The 15,297-nt window shown below is 72.5% G+C and carries 16 protein-coding genes; 9 read left to right on the forward strand and 7 right to left on the reverse strand.

Features of this window, described 5'->3' with window-relative positions:
* Positions 1 to 88: 88 nt before the first annotated feature.
* The 7 genes from ABEA93_RS02125 to ABEA93_RS02155 all read right to left on the reverse strand — a co-directional run bounded on the left by ABEA93_RS02125 (position 89) and on the right by ABEA93_RS02155 (position 7,806).
* A complete protein-coding gene (locus ABEA93_RS02125) occupies positions 89 to 1,585 on the reverse strand; it encodes an ATP-binding protein (RefSeq protein ID WP_345673472.1) in 1,497 nt (498 codons plus the stop codon).
* Positions 1,582 to 2,091, reverse strand: coding sequence for a DUF6238 family protein (locus ABEA93_RS02130; protein ID WP_345673473.1), 510 nt, complete (start codon positions 2,089 to 2,091; stop codon positions 1,582 to 1,584). Before ABEA93_RS02130 ends, ABEA93_RS02125 begins: the two co-directional genes overlap by 4 nt.
* An 81-nt stretch (positions 2,092 to 2,172) precedes the next feature.
* On the reverse strand, positions 2,173 to 3,606 hold the full coding sequence (locus ABEA93_RS02135; protein WP_345673554.1) for an SCO6880 family protein: 1,434 nt from the start codon (positions 3,604 to 3,606) through the stop codon (positions 2,173 to 2,175).
* Positions 3,607 to 3,800: 194 nt separating this feature from the next.
* Positions 3,801 to 5,339, reverse strand: a complete 1,539-nt coding sequence (locus ABEA93_RS02140; protein WP_345673474.1) for an SCO6881 family protein — start codon at positions 5,337 to 5,339, stop codon at positions 3,801 to 3,803.
* Positions 5,340 to 5,444: 105 nt separating this feature from the next.
* Positions 5,445 to 6,149, reverse strand: a complete 705-nt coding sequence (locus ABEA93_RS02145) for a hypothetical protein (RefSeq protein WP_345673475.1) — start codon at positions 6,147 to 6,149, stop codon at positions 5,445 to 5,447.
* Positions 6,149 to 6,490, reverse strand: coding sequence for a DUF6112 family protein (locus tag ABEA93_RS02150; protein WP_425584780.1), 342 nt, complete (start codon positions 6,488 to 6,490; stop codon positions 6,149 to 6,151). Before ABEA93_RS02150 ends, ABEA93_RS02145 begins: the two co-directional genes overlap by 1 nt.
* Positions 6,491 to 6,606: 116 nt before the next feature.
* Complete coding sequence (locus ABEA93_RS02155; RefSeq protein WP_345673477.1) at positions 6,607 to 7,806, reverse strand: C40 family peptidase; 1,200 nt, start codon at positions 7,804 to 7,806, stop codon at positions 6,607 to 6,609.
* Between the two features lie 387 nt (positions 7,807 to 8,193).
* Between ABEA93_RS02155 and ABEA93_RS02160 the strand changes: the two genes are divergently transcribed.
* From ABEA93_RS02160 to ABEA93_RS02200, 9 genes are all read left to right on the forward strand, one after another.
* Positions 8,194 to 8,922 (forward strand): DNA-methyltransferase, encoded by a 729-nt coding sequence (locus ABEA93_RS02160; RefSeq protein ID WP_345673479.1) that lies wholly within the window; start codon positions 8,194 to 8,196, stop codon positions 8,920 to 8,922.
* A gap of 52 nt (positions 8,923 to 8,974) precedes the next feature.
* Positions 8,975 to 9,730: a DUF4913 domain-containing protein gene (locus tag ABEA93_RS02165; protein ID WP_345673480.1), complete on the forward strand. Its 756-nt coding sequence runs from the start codon at positions 8,975 to 8,977 to the stop codon at positions 9,728 to 9,730.
* The gene (locus tag ABEA93_RS02170; protein WP_345673481.1) at positions 9,727 to 10,221 is read left to right on the forward strand and encodes a type II toxin-antitoxin system RelE family toxin; all 495 of its coding nucleotides are present in this window, start codon (positions 9,727 to 9,729) and stop codon (positions 10,219 to 10,221) included. Before ABEA93_RS02165 ends, ABEA93_RS02170 begins: the two co-directional genes overlap by 4 nt.
* 160 nt (positions 10,222 to 10,381) lie before the next feature.
* A complete protein-coding gene (locus tag ABEA93_RS02175; RefSeq protein ID WP_345673482.1) occupies positions 10,382 to 10,660 on the forward strand; it encodes a hypothetical protein in 279 nt (92 codons plus the stop codon).
* A 69-nt stretch (positions 10,661 to 10,729) separates the two neighbouring features.
* The gene (locus tag ABEA93_RS02180; RefSeq protein WP_345673483.1) at positions 10,730 to 11,638 is read left to right on the forward strand and encodes a winged helix-turn-helix transcriptional regulator; all 909 of its coding nucleotides are present in this window, start codon (positions 10,730 to 10,732) and stop codon (positions 11,636 to 11,638) included.
* Complete coding sequence (locus ABEA93_RS02185) at positions 11,632 to 12,510, forward strand: SPDY domain-containing protein (RefSeq protein ID WP_345673484.1); 879 nt, start codon at positions 11,632 to 11,634, stop codon at positions 12,508 to 12,510. Before ABEA93_RS02180 ends, ABEA93_RS02185 begins: the two co-directional genes overlap by 7 nt.
* Before the next feature lie 38 nt (positions 12,511 to 12,548).
* Positions 12,549 to 13,496, forward strand: a complete 948-nt coding sequence (locus ABEA93_RS02190) for a DUF317 domain-containing protein (RefSeq protein WP_345673485.1) — start codon at positions 12,549 to 12,551, stop codon at positions 13,494 to 13,496.
* 125 nt (positions 13,497 to 13,621) lie between these two features.
* Positions 13,622 to 14,020 carry an SPDY domain-containing protein gene (locus ABEA93_RS02195; RefSeq protein WP_345673486.1) on the forward strand — a complete coding sequence of 133 codons (399 nt, stop codon included), beginning with the start codon at positions 13,622 to 13,624 and terminating at the stop codon, positions 14,018 to 14,020.
* 183 nt (positions 14,021 to 14,203) lie between these two features.
* Positions 14,204 to 15,139 carry a hypothetical protein gene (locus ABEA93_RS02200; RefSeq protein ID WP_345673487.1) on the forward strand — a complete coding sequence of 312 codons (936 nt, stop codon included), beginning with the start codon at positions 14,204 to 14,206 and terminating at the stop codon, positions 15,137 to 15,139.
* Positions 15,140 to 15,297 lie beyond the last annotated feature (158 nt).

Raw genomic sequence — 15,297 nt, forward strand, 5'->3', positions numbered from 1 at the left:
CCGCCTCGTCGCGGACCAGGGACCGAGGCGGGAGGGGGACGTGCGGCTTGGGGGTCTTGGCCGTGGCCTGTGCGGGACCGACGGCCTTTCAGCGCATGCGGGTGTCGGTGTCGAACACTTGGAGTTCGGCGGGGTGGAGGATGTGTTGGACGACGAAGCTGCGTCCGGCCACGCGCCATAGTCCGCGGCCCTTGGTGAGGGCGGATACGGCTTCGGTCTCGACGCCCGTGAGACCGAGCAGGCCTGCGGCAGCCGCGAGTTGATCGGCTTCTTGGCGGTAGACGATGCGGGTGGAGCAGTCGGCGAGGAGGCCTTCGGCGAGGGCCCGGCCGCGGGATCCGGCGTCGCCTGCGGACAACAGGTCGGACAGGCGGTGGATGACCAGCAGGTTGGCGATGCCCAGCCCCCGGGACAGTTTCCATTGCGACTGCATGCGTTCGAGCAGTGCGGTGTGCCGCATGACGCGCCAGGCTTCGTCGTAGATGACCCAGCGGCGTCCTCCGGTGGGGTCGGCGAGGGCTGATTCCATCCACGCGGACGCGCAGGTCATGGCTAGGACGAGTGCGGTGTCGTCACCGGAGCTGCCGAGCCGGGACAGGTCGATGGTGAGCATCGGCGAGGTCGGGTCGAACACGGCTGTGCTGGGTGCGTCGAAGAGGCCGCCCAAGTCGCCGGCGATGAGGCGGCGCAGGGCGTGGGCGAGGTCTTCGGCGGCGGCGCCGAGGCGGCTGGCCGGGTCGCCGTACGCGGCGTCGAGGGCATGGGGGTTGCCCAGGACGCGCGCGACGTCGGGGAGCAGCGGGGTGCGGTGCTCGGCCATGGCGACCGCGTTCGCGTGGTCGAGGGCGACGTCGAGCGCGGTGTGCTCCATCGGGGCGAGGTCGCGGTGCAGGACGGTGCGGGCGAGGGAGCCGAGCAGCAGGAGGCGGCGTTTGCGGACTTCGGAGGCCCAGTCGTCCTCGGGGACGCCGTCGGGGCGGGCGGGCGCGTCGAGGGGGTTGAGGCGTCCGGGTAGCCCGGGGCCGAGCGCGATGGTGGTACCGCCGACTGCTGCAGATACCGCGGACCATTCGCCTTTTGGGTCGCACGGGACGTAGACGCGGTAGCGGAACGAGGTGGCGCGCACGGCAAGGGACTTCGCGAGGGCCGATTTGCCCATGCCGATGATTCCGGCGAGGAGGATGTTGGGGTTGGTGAAGCCGTCGAGCTTGCCGTAGAGCGCGAATGGGTCGAAGCAGTAGGCGCCTTCGGCATGCAGGTCGCGGCCGACGTAGATGCCCTCCGATCCGAGACCTCCCTCGGCGAGGAAGGGGTAGGCGCCGCAGGCGGTGGCGGTGGTGACGCGGTGTGCGGGGAGTTTCAGGTGTCCGCCGCGGCCGGAGGCCGGGCCGGGTCGCCCGACGGCCGGGTATTGCGGCCGGAGTTCGGGATGCATGTCGCCGACTGCCGCGGGGGTGTGGGCTTGGGCGGCGCGGCGGGCGCGGCTGGTGGCGCGGGTGAGCTGGTGGCGTGCGGCCTTGCGTGCGGCGCGGTCTTCGGCGGCCGGGGTGAACAGCGGGGAGGCGGTGGCGCGTCGCAGGCTCATGCGGCGGCCCCCGCTTGGCCAGGGCGGGCGTGGCGGATCAGGCCGGTGGCCGGGGTGCGCAGGTCGGCGGGGGTGGTGCGGCGGCGCATGCGGGCGGCGATCTCGTGGGTGCGGGCGCAGATCCGCAGGTCCGGGTCACCGTGGGGCAGGCCGCGGTGGCAGGCGGCGAGGTCGCGGAGGAGCGGGTGGTCGCCGCCGGCTGCGGGGGACCAGTCGCCGGGGCGGGCGGTGTGGTGGAACGCCTTGTGGACCTCGTTCAGGCACAGCCATAGGTAGACGACGCCGGCGTCCAGGTGCGGGCCACAGTCCGGGGTGATGCGGACCGCGGGGGCCGCCGGCCGGCTGTGCTCGTCGAGGAGCTGATGTGCCTTGGCGAGGACGTCGTGGACGGAGTCCAGAGCGGGGCGGGCCTGGTCGGGGGTCAGGTCGGGGAGGGTGAGGATGCGTGCGGCGTCGATGCCGGTGCCGGCGACGGCGAGGAAGTCGGTGTTGTGCGGGTCGGTCATGGGCGGGCGGGAACCGGCTCTCGGAGGGGGCGGGGCGATCCGCGCGATGGGAAGAGGGACGAAGATGCGGGACGGGCCGGGCTAGGGGAGCGCGAGGGGGAGGGCGGCACGGGTGTAGGCCTCGGCCTGCTGCCAGCTCAGGCGCCGCAGGTCGACGAGCGCGCCGACGGCGGCGGTCTCGACCTGCGCGCAGGCCGCGTTGAGTTCGTCCTCGGTGTCGGCGGACACGGCGATCAGGCCGGTGAGCGCGACGTCGGCGTGTCCGGCGATCAGTTCGCGTTCGCGGGTCCGGATGTCGGCGTACTCGACGGAGTCGGCTTCCTGCTCGACCTGCCCGCGACGGGCGCGCTCGGACGCGTCGGCGAGGACGGCGGCCTTGCGGCGGCGGACGTCGCGGAGCGCGGACTCCAGTCCCTGCGGGGTGTAGGTGAGGGAGAGGGTGCGGCGCACGCCCGAGGTGAACATCATGGTGTGCAGGAATCCTGCGTAGGTCTCGGTGCGCGGCCAGTCCTCGATCCAGTAGGTGGCGTGGTGCGCGGTGTCGGTGCGGATCCGGTCGGCTTGCTCGACCACGACGACCGGCCCTGCGGCGGCGGGTTCGGCTTCGGCTCGGCCGGCGGCGGACCATCGGTCGAGCGCGGTCAGCGCGGCAGGATCGTAGGCGGAGCGGACGACGGCAGCGATCTCCCGCGCGCCTAGCCAACCGTTCGGGGAGAGCCCGGCGTGACGGGCGGACTCGGTGAGCGCGGCGGTCAGTTGGCCCAGGACGGCGAACGCTCCGGCGAGTCCGCCGCCGGCCTGGGCGACCAGGCGCCGTGCTGCTTTGAGGTCGAGGGCGAGCGCGATGTACGCCTCGTGTGGGGCGGCGGCGGGTCCGGCGGCGGCGAGGAGGTCGGTGTAGACGCCCGCGGCGGGGGTGGCGGGGTCGCCGTGGTCGGCCCAGTAGCGGTTGAGGGCGTCGCCGGAGTCCGGCACGGTCCGTTCCAGGACCTGCACGCGGGCGACGTGCCCGGTGCGGGCGAGGGAGGCGAGGACGCGGCCCCATCCGTGGACGTGCGCGTCCTGCGCGGCCGGATCGAGGAGAGCGTACGCGCGGGAGGAGACGCGGAGCACGGCGGTGAGGGTATTGCGGTGCGGGTCGTGAACGGCCCCGAGCTGCCCGTCGGGGGAAGTGGCGACGCGCAAGGACGCGGCTGTGCCGGGCAGATGGAGCAGGCCCTCGCGGCGGGCCCGGCTCGCGGGACGGGCCAGCCACACCAGCTGCCCGCGTACGCGCCGCAGCAGGTAGCGGCTGGCGATCGGTGCCCAGTCGGCGAGGGACCGGCCGCGGCGGCGGATCCCGATCACGGCCGCGAACACAGCCCACAGCGGGGTGAGTTCGAGTGCGGTGACGACGCCGAAGGTGATGATGGTGGCGAGGAGGAGTAGGAGGCCGGTGGCGGCGACCGCGAGCTGCGGCCAGGTCAGGCCGAGCAGGACGCCGCGCCGTGAGCGGTGCGGGAACCGCACGGTCATCGGTTCGGCGGGTTCGGGGGCTGTCACAGGTTCGGAGTCCTCAAAACGTCAGGGGCGGCGTGGGCGGCGCGCGGAGTGTGTACGGGGGGTGGCGCCGTGCCCGGCGCGGGAGTGGCACGCGCCGGGCACGGCGGGGTGGGTGCGGAACGCATTACCGCTCAGGTTCCGGTGAGGTGGTGCCGCGAGGGCGGGGCCTAGCCTCCGGTGGGCGGTGCCGTGGCCGGGCCTGCGGGCGCGCCGGAACGCGGGGTTCCTGCGCTGCCGGTGCGGGTGCCGGCGACGGCAGGGGCAACGGGCCCGCCTGCCGGAGCGGCGGTTGCCAGGTTGGCGGTTGCGGGGATGTTGCGCGGCGGCGGTGCCGCAGCGGCGGGGGTGGCGCCTCCGGCCGGAGGAGGCGTGGTCCCGGCGAGGGTGCTCGGTGCGGTGGTGAGCGTGCCGCCGCCTGGGGCGTTGTCTGGGCCGGTGGGGGAGGTGGCTGCCCCCGGTGGGGTGGCGGTGTCGTGTCCGGAGGTGTCCGGCTTCTCCCATGCGGCGTCGGTGGTGCCGGCGCCCGCGGCGGCGAGTTTCGAGACAGCGTCGGTCGCGAACGTGGCCGTCTTCGGGCCGGACTCGGCAGAGCCGTCAGCCGCGTCGGCTTCCTTGCCCCCGCTGGTTCCACCGCTGCTTCGGCCGCTGTCGGCGGCGGGCGGTGGGCCGAACGGGGCGCGTCCTGCGGGGATGCCGTTGGCGATGCCGTTCGAGGCGCCGGGGACTGCGGCGCCTCCGGCCGGCCGCGCCATCATGGCCTTGGCCTTGCCTGCGGTCTTCTTGGCGGCGCCGTAGGCCGTGGCGGCGCCCGCGCCGGCCGAGGTGGTCAGGTCCGCGCCGTTGGCGGATTCGTCGGCCCAGTGTACGAATTTGAAGGTGATGAGCGGGCACATCAGGACCAGGCACATCACGACGACTCCGGCCAGCGCGTCGGACAGCGCGGACAGCCCGTCGCTGGTGTTGCTCTGGCCCATGGCTGCGACACCGAGTGCGAACACGATCGTCATCAACAGCTTGGAGACGACGAGGGTGGCGGTGGCCTCGACCCAGCCGCGGCGCCAGCGCCGTGCGGCTTCCCAGCCGCCGCCCGCTCCCGCGAAGACCGCGAGCGTCACCAGGATCAAGATGGCGACCTTGCGGAAGACCATCACGCCCCAGTAGATGAACATGCAGATCGCCAAGACGAGGGCGACGAGGGCGGGCACGGCCCAGCCGAGCGGGAACATCGCTCCGAATGCGGAGACTTGGACGATGCGGCGGACCGCGGCTTCGATGTTGGTGCCGCTCGCGGCGAACACCCCGGCGGACAACGCGTCGACGACGGTCAGCGCGACCGAGGTGAACGCGATGGCGCCGAACTGGAACATGACACCGACGACGGTCCCGGCCACGGCTTGTGACAGCGCCTGCTCGTCGCGTCTGATTGCGGCACGTGTCAGCTGGGCGCAGAACGTCGCGACGATCAGGATCAGGCCGATGGGCAGGAGGAGTTCGTAGTTGCTGCGGAACCACGAGGCGTTCAGGTCGACGGCCGTGGTCGTGTCGACGGCGCGGGCGGCCAGGTCGGCGGACGAAGCAGCGAGTTCGCCCATCGACTTGGCGATCCACGCGCCGATGCCGTCGGTGATGGCCTGGCCGGTCGCCTCCACGACCCCGCCGACGACGCCGCAAACTTTGTCGACGAGGGGTACATCACACACCCCCATAAGAGAGGTACCTCCAAGACACGAGTGCGGGCGCTGGAACGACCGCGCGGGACAAAAGGGGTTCGGCGAGCCGTGGGCGCCGAAGCAGAGCGGAACGCACGGGCGTCACGGTGCGATGCCGGGCGTCACGCCGACGAGGGCGCAGTCGCGGTCCGGTCGGCACTGGACGGCGAGGGTGACCGCGCGGGACTCCGCGCCGGATCCTGCGGTGCCGGGGCCGGTGCCGTTCCAGCGGATGGTCTGCTTGCCGGTGACCGTGACCGCGTAGGCGTACGCGGTGGCGATGCGGTCGGGGTTCGCGTTGAGTGCGGCGGTGAACGAGGCAGGGATGTGTGCCTCGGTGACCGTCGCGGTGGCGTACTGGCCACCGTCGCGCATCCGCGACCACAAGACCGGGTCGGGGATCTGCGCGGTGACGCTCGCCGGGTCGGCGTACGCGGCCTCGCTGGTGAGCCAGCCCAGCAGCGCGGATAGGTGACCGGACTGGGTGCCGATGCGGGTGTCGTAGGACCACAACTGCTCGGCGAACGCCTTGGCGTAGACAAGCGCGTCGCGGGTCTTCGGTGGCCCGGCATGGCCGGGAGCGCTCGGATCGGTGGCGGTGCTGTGCGGTGTCGGCATAGCGGGGGCAGCCGTGCTGGTGGTGTCGTCGGGGCGGGCGAGCCAGGTGACGACGACGGCAAGGATGGTGAGCAAGGCGAGCGTGCCAGCCCCGATCGCGAGCCGGACGCGGTTCGCGGGACCGCGCTCGGGTGGCCGGACGGCGGCTTCCAGGCGGGCGTGCAGACCGCGGCGGCGGGTACGGGCCATCAGGAGATCCGGGTGCCCATGGCGGAGAAGAAGCTGACGATTCCATTGGCGCCGCCGAGGAGCAGGGCCGCGCCGGCGGAGATCATGACGCCCTTCTTGCCGTTGGCTTCGGCCTGGTGGTTGCCGGAGTGGGAGCCCCAGGCCCACATCACGCCGGCGACGGCCAGCGCGGCTACGACCGCGATGATGCCGAACAGGTTGATGCTGTTGACGACGTCCTTGAGGACGGCAAGCCCGGGGAGGCCGCCTTCCTTCGGGGTGACGCCGGGGTCGAACGCGAGGACCTGGCCGTCGCGGGAGTTGAACAGGGGGGGTGTGAGGAGCTGGGGCGGGACAGACAGCAACGGGTCTCCGGAACGGGAAGGACGAACAGAACGGATACGGCGGGGTGGGTGAGGGCATGCCTGGATGAGCGCCGGGCGGCGCGAGATGGGGGTGTTGCGGGGCCGGCCGCAGGTCAGGGGACGATGCGGCGGGAGGCGATGATCTCGTTCTTCCAGTCGGCGATGGTGGCGATGCGCACCACGTCGCCGGTCTTGGGCGCGTTGACGATCAGGCCGGAGCCGATGACCATGCCGACGTGCTCGGGCCCCTGGCTGCCGGGGCGGGTGAACACCAGGTCGCCGGGCTTGAGTTGGTCCACGGTGACGGCGGTGCCTTCGGTGACCTGGGTGTAGGTGGTGCGGGTCAGGGTGATGCCTGCGGCGGCGTACGCGCGCTGGGTGAGTGAGGAGCAGTCGCAGCGGCCCATCGGGTCCGGGCCGCGGGGATCGGTGCAAGTACCGCCCCACTGGTACGGGGTGCCGAGCTGCCCGAGAGCCCAGCGGATCGCCGTGCGGACCTGCACGGGCGCGTCCGCGGGGATGGTGTAGCCGTCGGGCAGTGCGCCAGCAGGGATCTCGCCGAAGCCCGAGCCGTCGCCGCCGGGGCCGGACGTGCAGCCCGCCAGTCCGGCGCGGACGATCGTGGACGGCGCCGGCGCGGACGGTGCGGGGCTCGCCGTGGCCCCGGGCGGGGCGGTGGGTGAAGCGGGATCCGTCGACGGCGCACTGGCCGAAGGCGGGGGTGTGCTGGGGGCGGACGCCTGGGCGATGGCCTGTTGGAGCGCGGTGGCCAGAGGAACCCACTTGTCGTAGGCGTCGGGATACCCCGACTGCTGTACGGCCTGGGCGGCCTGGCCGATCCGCAGGCTCTCCCACCCGGTCAGCGAGATCAGCCTCCGGTAGAAGGACGTGGACGCGAAGACCGGGTCCTGGATTTGCGCGGGAGTTCCCCAGCCTTGGCTGGGGCGCTGCTGGAAAAGGCCGAGGGAATCACGGTCCCCGTGGGCGAGATTCCGCAGCCCGGATTCCTGCAATGCGGCTGCCAGCGCGACGGTCTGGCCGCGTGCGGGGATCTTCAGGGCGTCACCGGTGACGACGATGATTTTGGCGTTGGGGAGTTGCTCGGCGGGATTGTCGAGACCTGCGACAGTGGTGGTGCCGGATTGGCCGGCGAGGATCTGCTGAACCTTCTGTGCGATCGCGTCGATGTCGGCGGACCCGGCGGGTCGTGCGCACGAGGCGGCGGCGGTCCCGGACAGCGCCAGGATGACCGGCGCAATCAGGATCACTGGTGAGCAGGCCGCGCTGACAGCAAGCCAGCGGACCGGCTTCATCGCAGGTAAACGTAGCGGGCGCCCGGGGCGGGCGGTGTCGGGGTGCGGCCTGCGGTGCCGTGCGGGGTGGGGCGGTGCGTGAGCAGGACAGTAACTCCAGTGCGTAGGCGGGGGGACAGCGGCCCGCCGTGCCGGGGCACGACGGGCCGGACGCCGCTCAACCACCGAGGAGAAAGCCCCGTTTCGGCGTTGGAGCAGCGACGACGGGAAGAAGTTCGCAGATCCGCGGTGCCGATTCCACCATTTCGTGAACTCCGGCCGCGGAAAATCTTCTTCGGCCCGGAGTTCACGAAATGGTGGAATCGGCACCAGGGTTCCCCTACCGTCCGGCATCTCCCGCGCCTTTCCGCACGGGACCGTCCATGCCCGCGACCGAGAGAACTGCCCATGATCTATGCCGTGCACCACGGTGACGCCCTCGCGATGCTGCCCGGGATACCGAACGCGTCCGTCGACGCCGTGGTCACCGACCCCCCGTACAACTCCGGGGGCCGAACATCCGCGGAGCGGACCGGCCGCACCGCCCGCGCCAAGTACACCAGCGAGACATCCGGCCTCCCGGACTTCGGCGACGAGAACAAAGACCAGCGCAGCTACACCCGCTGGATGGCCGAAGTCCTGCGCGAGGCCCACCGCGTCACCAAGCCCGGCGGTATGGCGGCGGTCTTCATCGACTGGCGCCAGCTCCCGTCGATGACCGACGCGTTGCAGATGGCCGGGTGGACGTGGCGCGGCATTGCCGCCTGGCACAAGCCCGCCTGCCGCCCGCAGAAGGGACGCCTCAAGCAGTCCTGCGAGTTCGTCGTGTGGGGCTCGAAGGGCCCCGTTGACGCCGACCGCAACCCGGTCTACCTGCCCGGGCTGTTCGTCGGTTCGCAGCCGCGCGGCACCGAGCGGCGCCACATCACCCAGAAGCCCGTCGAGGTGATGCGCGAACTCGTCCAGCTGTGCCCGCCCGGCGGAACCATCCTCGACCCGTTCGCCGGATCCGGATCCACCGGCGTCGCCGCGCTGATCGAAGGCCGCCGCTTCGTCGGCATCGAGGCCAGCGCCGAGTACGCGGCCATCGCCGAGGAACGCCTCCGCGAAGCCGCCCAGTACGAACTCGCCGTCTGACCCCGCTGATCCATCCCGCGCCCGGCGCCCGCCGCCGTGCGCGTGTCCCGCCATGCCCGTCGCCCCCGGCCCTGCTCGGGCCGGGGGCCCGACCCGCCAGGACTCCGCCATCACCACCCCCGCCCTCCCCGACGACGAACCCCCGTCGCAGGAAGAAGCCTTCGCAGGAATACCAGCCGATGCCGGTGTCACCGCCGACCGGCGGTGGGCGGCCCTGCCGCAGCGCCGGCGGCGCACCGCCGACCCGTTCGCCGACGAGGAACCCCTTCCCGACGACCCCGCGGAACTTCAGGCCATGGTCCGGTCCCTGCTCGGACTGACCCGGACCCAGGAGATGCTGCTCCACCAGACACCGCCCCCGCCCACTTACCCGGGCGACAGCTTCGGCCCGCCCGGCACCGACGTCGCCGACGTGCGCGGCGGATGGGCACCGTTCATCCTCACCCTCGACGGCGACGCCTACACTGCCGAACTCGGGCGGCTGGTCGGGTGGGTCGACAACTTCCTGCGGCCGACGTTCGCCCGCGAGGTCACCGCCACGCGCCCCTGGTGCTTGTACTGGCCTGAGCACCCCGAAGCGGTTGCGCGCCTGCACGCGTTGTGGCTCGCTTACGGCCAGCACCTGGACGAGGAGGCCGGTCCGGCCGGGATGGCGGTCTGGATCCGCGACATCCTTGACCACGCCGTCTTGCAACTCCGAGCGCCCGATGGACCTTTCGCCGCCTGCGCGACCCGGGCAGGCAGCGACGCCCACCGCCTCCTCCCACCGCCGGAACCGACACTCTGGGCCGCCCCCGAGGCCGCATGACCCGCGTCGGCGGCGTGCGGCACTTCGGCTTCGACCTGCTTCCCGAAGCCGTCACGGACATGGACTCCGTCCCGCGAGAGGTCCGTGCCGAGGCCATGGACGTGCTGTACGAGGTAGCCCGAGGCCGCGTCCGCGGCCGCCCCTTGGAAGGACACCGGGGCCAGGAGGAACTGAACGGCTGTCGCCGCCTGTACCTCGGCGACGCGGACTGGCGTCTGGTCTACGTCGAGACACCGCGCCGCAGCGGTGATCTCGGCGCACGCGGAGTCCTCGTGGTCGCGGTCGGCCCCCGCGCCCGCGGCGACGTCTACACCACCGCCGCCGAACGCCTGCGCACCTTGCGCGCGGCACAGGCCAACGCACGGATCAACCCCCTTGCCGCCGCCGCCCGGCTCCGCCCTGGCACCGCACCGACCGCCAGCGCCGTCCGAGCCGTACCCGCGACCGCCGCACCTGCTGCCCACCCGACCCGCACCCGAACACACCGCTAGGAGACCGCATGCACGCCGTATCCCGGCAGCCCGTCACACCCAAGGAACTCCCCACCGCCCCACTCGCACAAGGGGAGCGCCGCCTGCGGCGGCGCGTGCAAGGGGCCGGTACTCGGCTCGCGGGGGAGCTCCTCGGGTCCCGCGATCCGATCGCCGAACTGTGCGCTGCCGCCGACGGCTCCACGCCGACCGGGGCGCTCGCTTCGCTGGTGTCCTGGTCGCGGTTCGTGACCTCGACACCCACGCCCTCGCCCACGACACCGCCCTCCGCGAGTCCTTCGGTGCTGCCGAGGACGGGCGGGAGCTGGCGGTGCTTGCCGAGCACCGATCCGCCGCCGTCGCCTGGCTCGCCCGCCTGATCACCGCCTACCGCTCCACCACCGGCACACCGCCGCGCGCCATGGCCCTGGCGCCTGTCCCACGGCCGGCAGTCGCCTGACGCCCCTACTCCCGCGCACGAGCCCCGTCCGTCAATCCGACGGGCACCACGATCCCCAAAAGGCCTTCCATGCCCGTCTCGAACCGCCTCTCCACCACACCGACCGCCGCCGCAAATGACACAGTCGTGCGGCACGTCGGGCACGCCCTTGCCCTCCTGGCCCCGCGCTGGCGCACCTGGGTCCTGCAGACTCTCGCCCAGAACGAACAGGGCATGCCGCGCAAGGAAGTAATCGCTGCGCTGCCCTTCATACCCAGCGGCTCCCAGCATCACGTCCTCACAGGCCTGACCAAGGCCAGCCTCATCGAGCGCCCCACGAACCCGGAAGGCGGCCGCATCTACCGGCTCACCACCGCCGGACGCAGGGCCCTGCCTATCCACCAGGACATCGCCGACTGGGCGCGCCGCCACGTCTGCCCCGGCGAAACCCTGCCGCTGGCCGAAGCCGCCGAGATCGGCTTCGTCCAGATCATGGGTGTCAACACCATCGACACCCTCGCCGCCGTACAGGCCGTGGGCCAGGCCGCCGCCGCCGACCTGACTGGCCTGCGCCCCCACGTCACCCGAGCCGAGCACGCGTCCTACCTCCATGACGCCTACCATCTCGGCCTCCTCGATCGCGTCGAACGCGGCCGGTACGAGCTCAGCCCCGCAGCACACGACCTGGAACCCGTCCTGTCCCGGCTTGCCGAGTTCGCAGCCCACCACCGCACCACCACACCGGCTGCACTGCCGACGCGACCTGTCTCGCGCACCGCCACTGCCGAGGCGCAGGGCGCCGCACCGCGTACCACCGGCTCCGCCAGGGCTGCCTCGGCCGCAGCGGTTCCCACCCGGGCCACACCGCCGCGGTCCGTCCCTGCCACTGCCGCGAGGGCACCGGGCCCGCGGCAGGCGCCGGCCGTGCCGCAGGTCGCCTTCTCCCACCCGGTGGGCCCGTTCGGAACCGGCAACGGCCCAGCGCGCGGCCGATGGTGACCGCGGAGCAACTCGATGCCTACGCCCGCGAGGACGAGCTACGGGAACTGCTGGTGTCCCCGCGCTATCTCGCTGGGACCGGTCTCGACCTCGACATGGTCATCCGGCCGCTCGCCGACGCCGGGTTCGCGCAGCTGCGCGGTCCGGACGGTGAGGTGTTCATGCACAGCCGCTGCCACCGGATCCGCGCTGCGTTCCTCCCCGAAGGCGACGACCTGGGTCTGTGGCAGGTCGTGGTTGCCGCCGGCAGCATGCCGATGCACCTGCCGCTGTGGAAAGCCGTCTTCGACGATGGCATCCCCGCCGAAGCCGTCGCCGCCTTCACCACCGCCCTCGCCGCCGACCTGGCAGCCGAGCACGACGGCCCCGAAGGCAGACCGTTCCTGTACGCCCCGTTCGGCGCCACCCCCGGCTGGTATCCCCTCGGCGAAGCCGGCTGGCACAGCACCGCCGACACCCACCAGGCCCAGTTCCGCTCACCGGACGGACAAGCCGAACTGGTCTGCAACCGCGGCGCCCTCACCTACGCCGGCGAGATGGGCGCAGGCCCGTACGCCTGGGAACTGAACGTCGGCAGCGGGCGCATCGTCGAGACCGCGACGTTCACCTCCGGCACCCCCACCCACCTGATCGCCGCGTTCACCAGCGCACTGACCAACCCCACGCCCGTGATCCGCAACCGCGCCTCACTCGCCCGCCGCCACCTGGCCCACCTGACCGTCCGACCGGTTGAGCCTGCCGCCGCGCTTCCCGCACCGCCAAGGCGCGGGCCCGCGGCGGCGGTCGCCCTCCCTCCGGGGCGCTTCCCCACGCCGACCTCAGGTCCGCCGCTTCCGCCCGCCCCCGCCGCAACCCCGGCTCCGCGCCGCTGAACCACCCACGCACCACCCGCACGCCGAACGGACCCGAGTTGCAGCTCCACGACCTCGCACACTGGCTCGAAGAGCAGCCTGAACGCGAACTCCTCATCGCCCCGGTCTTGTTCGCCGGTCCCCGCGACCACGCGCTGCTGGCCAAGGCCTTCGCCTTGGAACCCGGGTGGATCTGGGAGTCCGACCCCCACGGCGGCACCTACACCGCCAGCGCCTCCCGGCAGCTCCTCCTCACCCACCGCCCCGACCACGACGTCCATTTCACCTGGACCGCCAGCTGGGCACCGACACCGCTCGGCCGTCCCGAGTGGGAGATCGCGATGACCGGCACGGTTCCCGACGAGCTCGTCGCTGCCGTCACTGCCGCCCTGCGCACACTCCCCGAAGCCGACCCCCGCAACCCCGGCCGCTCCGCCGCGACCCCACCCCTCCCACACGGACCAGACCGACAACCGGAGCACGGCGCGGACACCGTCGTGGCCGTGCTGGAGTCCGCCGGCTGGACCAGCGCGCTTGCGGTGCCGCCCGGGGACGACCGACAGGCGTTCCGCGACCCGACCGGACACGCACGCCTCGTCCACCGCCCCCACCAGGACTGGCCTGTGCCCGCGCGCGGCGGCCACTACGCCTGGGAACTCGCCGCCGGCGACCCGCACACCTTCGCCCCCGCCCTGCGCGGCGACGACATGTGGCAGCTCATGCTCACCGCACACGCCCCGGCCGCACTCCGCCTCGCCGCCGTCCGCGCCGCAACCGACCCGACCCCGGTCCGCCGCCGCGCCGGCGAAGCATTCGACCTGCCCACCCACCTCGTCCGCGCGTTCCCCGCCGACTGGGCCGCCACCCCGGGTCCCGCGATCACCACACCACAAGCTCCCGCCCACCGCACTGCGCGAACCCATCCGGCCACCGCCGCGCCCCACAGCATCCGCCCCCCGGTCCCAGCAGCCGCACCCGCCGCCGGCCAACCCCCACGGCGACGGTAGGCGCCCGAATTCCAAGATCGCTCACAGCAGACACCGACGACTGGATACCTCCCGCCCACCGATGGGAACGTACTCACGTCGGCAAGGTCACCGACGAAACCCCAATCAGACCAAGGGAGTTCGTGATGTCTGCTGTCGAAACCCGTGCCCGCGCGACCTGCTCCGCCGTACGCGCCCCGGCCTCGTCGGCACCGGCCGCACCCGTCGCGACCGACCGGTGGATCCGCGGCGCCGGCACCCCCTACCCGGTGTTCGACCTCCTCGTCGTCGACGGCTGGACGCTCGTCCTGGACGACCTCGCCGACATGCACTGCGCGTCCCCCGACGGCCGCGTCTACGTCGGATACCTCGCCGCATCCCCCCGCCCCCGCCCCGGGGACGTGTGGCACGTGAGCGTCGAGGCCGCCGACGGCCTGCCCGGCTGGGAGCAGACCTTCCACCGCGACGTCCCCGCCGAAGTCATCGCCGGACTCGTCCACGCCCTCCTCACCACCGCCCCCCGCCCCGACGTCGAAGCGTTCTGACCCAGGCCTGCGGAGCAACACCCGCATCTTGCGTCATCCGGACCTCCCACATCCCGTACGGACGCGCAGTCCCCTCGACATCGCCCCTGACGGCGAACCCTGCCGCACCGTTGAACCGGCGCTCGCACCCCGCCCCCCGCGGTGCGAGCGCCTTCGCCGCGCCCCCCACAAGGAATCCCAGCCATGACCGCAACAGCCCACCGCGCAGGACTGCACCAGGGCAACCGCCCGGTGGACAGCGTGCGCACCGTCATCGAGACCCTCGCCCGCCACCGGTGGCACGCCTCGGAGGAGGACGGAACGTTCTTCTTTGCCAGCCCGTGCCTGCGTGTGACCGTGGGCTTGGCCCTCGGCCACGAAGGCGAGCGGGAGCGAGAGTTCGCGGTATGGAGCGTCTGCGGCTTCGACCCCGACGCAGTCGACAGCCCCGCGTGGGTCGTCGAGTTCGGCCCCGCCACGCCCGTACGCGTGGTCCTGGGCTGCATTGAGTACACGGGTGGAGCGCTCGCCTCCGGCTGGCAGCTATCCCTCTCTCCTGGGGGTTTCTACGACAAGGCCGTGTCTGTCCTCGAACGCGGCTGGCAGCGTCGGGTTCACTCCACTCCCCAGGCCTACAAGGGCGCATCCCTGTTCCACATGGCGGTGACCGACCCCGGCCAGACGATGTGCGTCGAGCACCTGCGTGACGGCTGGGAGATGTCGCTCGGCGACCGCGGGACCTGGCGCATGACCGGCCCCGACCCCGGCACCGACCTCCGGTGGGAGGCGCTCGCCTACGCCACGACACCCCTCCCTGTGATCGCCGCGTGCACCCAGGCGATGGCCGAACTTGCCCCCCGACTCGCCTGCCGCTCACACGCGACACCACAACGTGAGCGGCCCCGCCGCGCGAACGGCCAAAGGCACGGCGGCTGCGTCAGCCCCACACGGTCGCTGACCCGGACCTCCCCGGTCCCAAGCCCTGCCCGCAGCATGCCTGCCGCCCAGCCCCGCCCCGCTGTGCAACAGCTGCTGACCACACTGGAAGGACTCCGCCACGCACTCCGAACCCTCTCCCCGCACCGACGGCGCTCCCGAGCCGGACAGCGTGCTCGTAAGGCCTCTCTACCTGGCCGCTGAACCACCTACCAACCCGCGCATCGACGAGCTGCTCGCCGACACCTACCACTGGGCCCGCGCCGCCGAACCCGCCCACGGCTACGCCCGGTACGCCATCAACCCCGACCTCACCGCACGCTACGGGTACGTCATCGACGAATACGACGACAGCGACGACC

The sequence above is a fragment of the Yinghuangia aomiensis genome (assembly GCF_039542225.1).
Classification (GTDB): Bacteria; Actinomycetota; Actinomycetes; order Streptomycetales; family Streptomycetaceae; genus Yinghuangia; species Yinghuangia aomiensis.

Bases quoted from the DNA above. Each gene is read 5' to 3' on its own strand.
- ABEA93_RS02130 (WP_345673473.1), bottom strand. From the start codon at position 2,091: ATGACCGACCCGCACAACACCGACTTCCTCGCCGTCGCCGGCACCGGC.
- ABEA93_RS02180 (WP_345673483.1), top strand. From the start codon at position 10,730: ATGCCCGTCTCGAACCGCCTCTCCACCACACCGACCGCCGCCGCAAAT.
- ABEA93_RS02165 (WP_345673480.1), top strand. From the start codon at position 8,975: ATGCCCGTCGCCCCCGGCCCTGCTCGGGCCGGGGGCCCGACCCGCCAG.
- ABEA93_RS02185 (WP_345673484.1), top strand. From the start codon at position 11,632: ATGGTGACCGCGGAGCAACTCGATGCCTACGCCCGCGAGGACGAGCTA.
- ABEA93_RS02125 (WP_345673472.1), bottom strand. From the start codon at position 1,585: ATGAGCCTGCGACGCGCCACCGCCTCCCCGCTGTTCACCCCGGCCGCC.
- ABEA93_RS02155 (WP_345673477.1), bottom strand. From the start codon at position 7,806: ATGAAGCCGGTCCGCTGGCTTGCTGTCAGCGCGGCCTGCTCACCAGTG.
- ABEA93_RS02195 (WP_345673486.1), top strand. From the start codon at position 13,622: ATGTCTGCTGTCGAAACCCGTGCCCGCGCGACCTGCTCCGCCGTACGC.
- ABEA93_RS02145 (WP_345673475.1), bottom strand. From the start codon at position 6,149: ATGGCCCGTACCCGCCGCCGCGGTCTGCACGCCCGCCTGGAAGCCGCC.
- ABEA93_RS02135 (WP_345673554.1), bottom strand. From the start codon at position 3,606: ATGACCGTGCGGTTCCCGCACCGCTCACGGCGCGGCGTCCTGCTCGGC.
- ABEA93_RS02140 (WP_345673474.1), bottom strand. From the start codon at position 5,339: ATGGGGGTGTGTGATGTACCCCTCGTCGACAAAGTTTGCGGCGTCGTC.
- ABEA93_RS02170 (WP_345673481.1), top strand. From the start codon at position 9,727: ATGACCCGCGTCGGCGGCGTGCGGCACTTCGGCTTCGACCTGCTTCCC.
- ABEA93_RS02160 (WP_345673479.1), top strand. From the start codon at position 8,194: ATGATCTATGCCGTGCACCACGGTGACGCCCTCGCGATGCTGCCCGGG.
- ABEA93_RS02200 (WP_345673487.1), top strand. From the start codon at position 14,204: ATGACCGCAACAGCCCACCGCGCAGGACTGCACCAGGGCAACCGCCCG.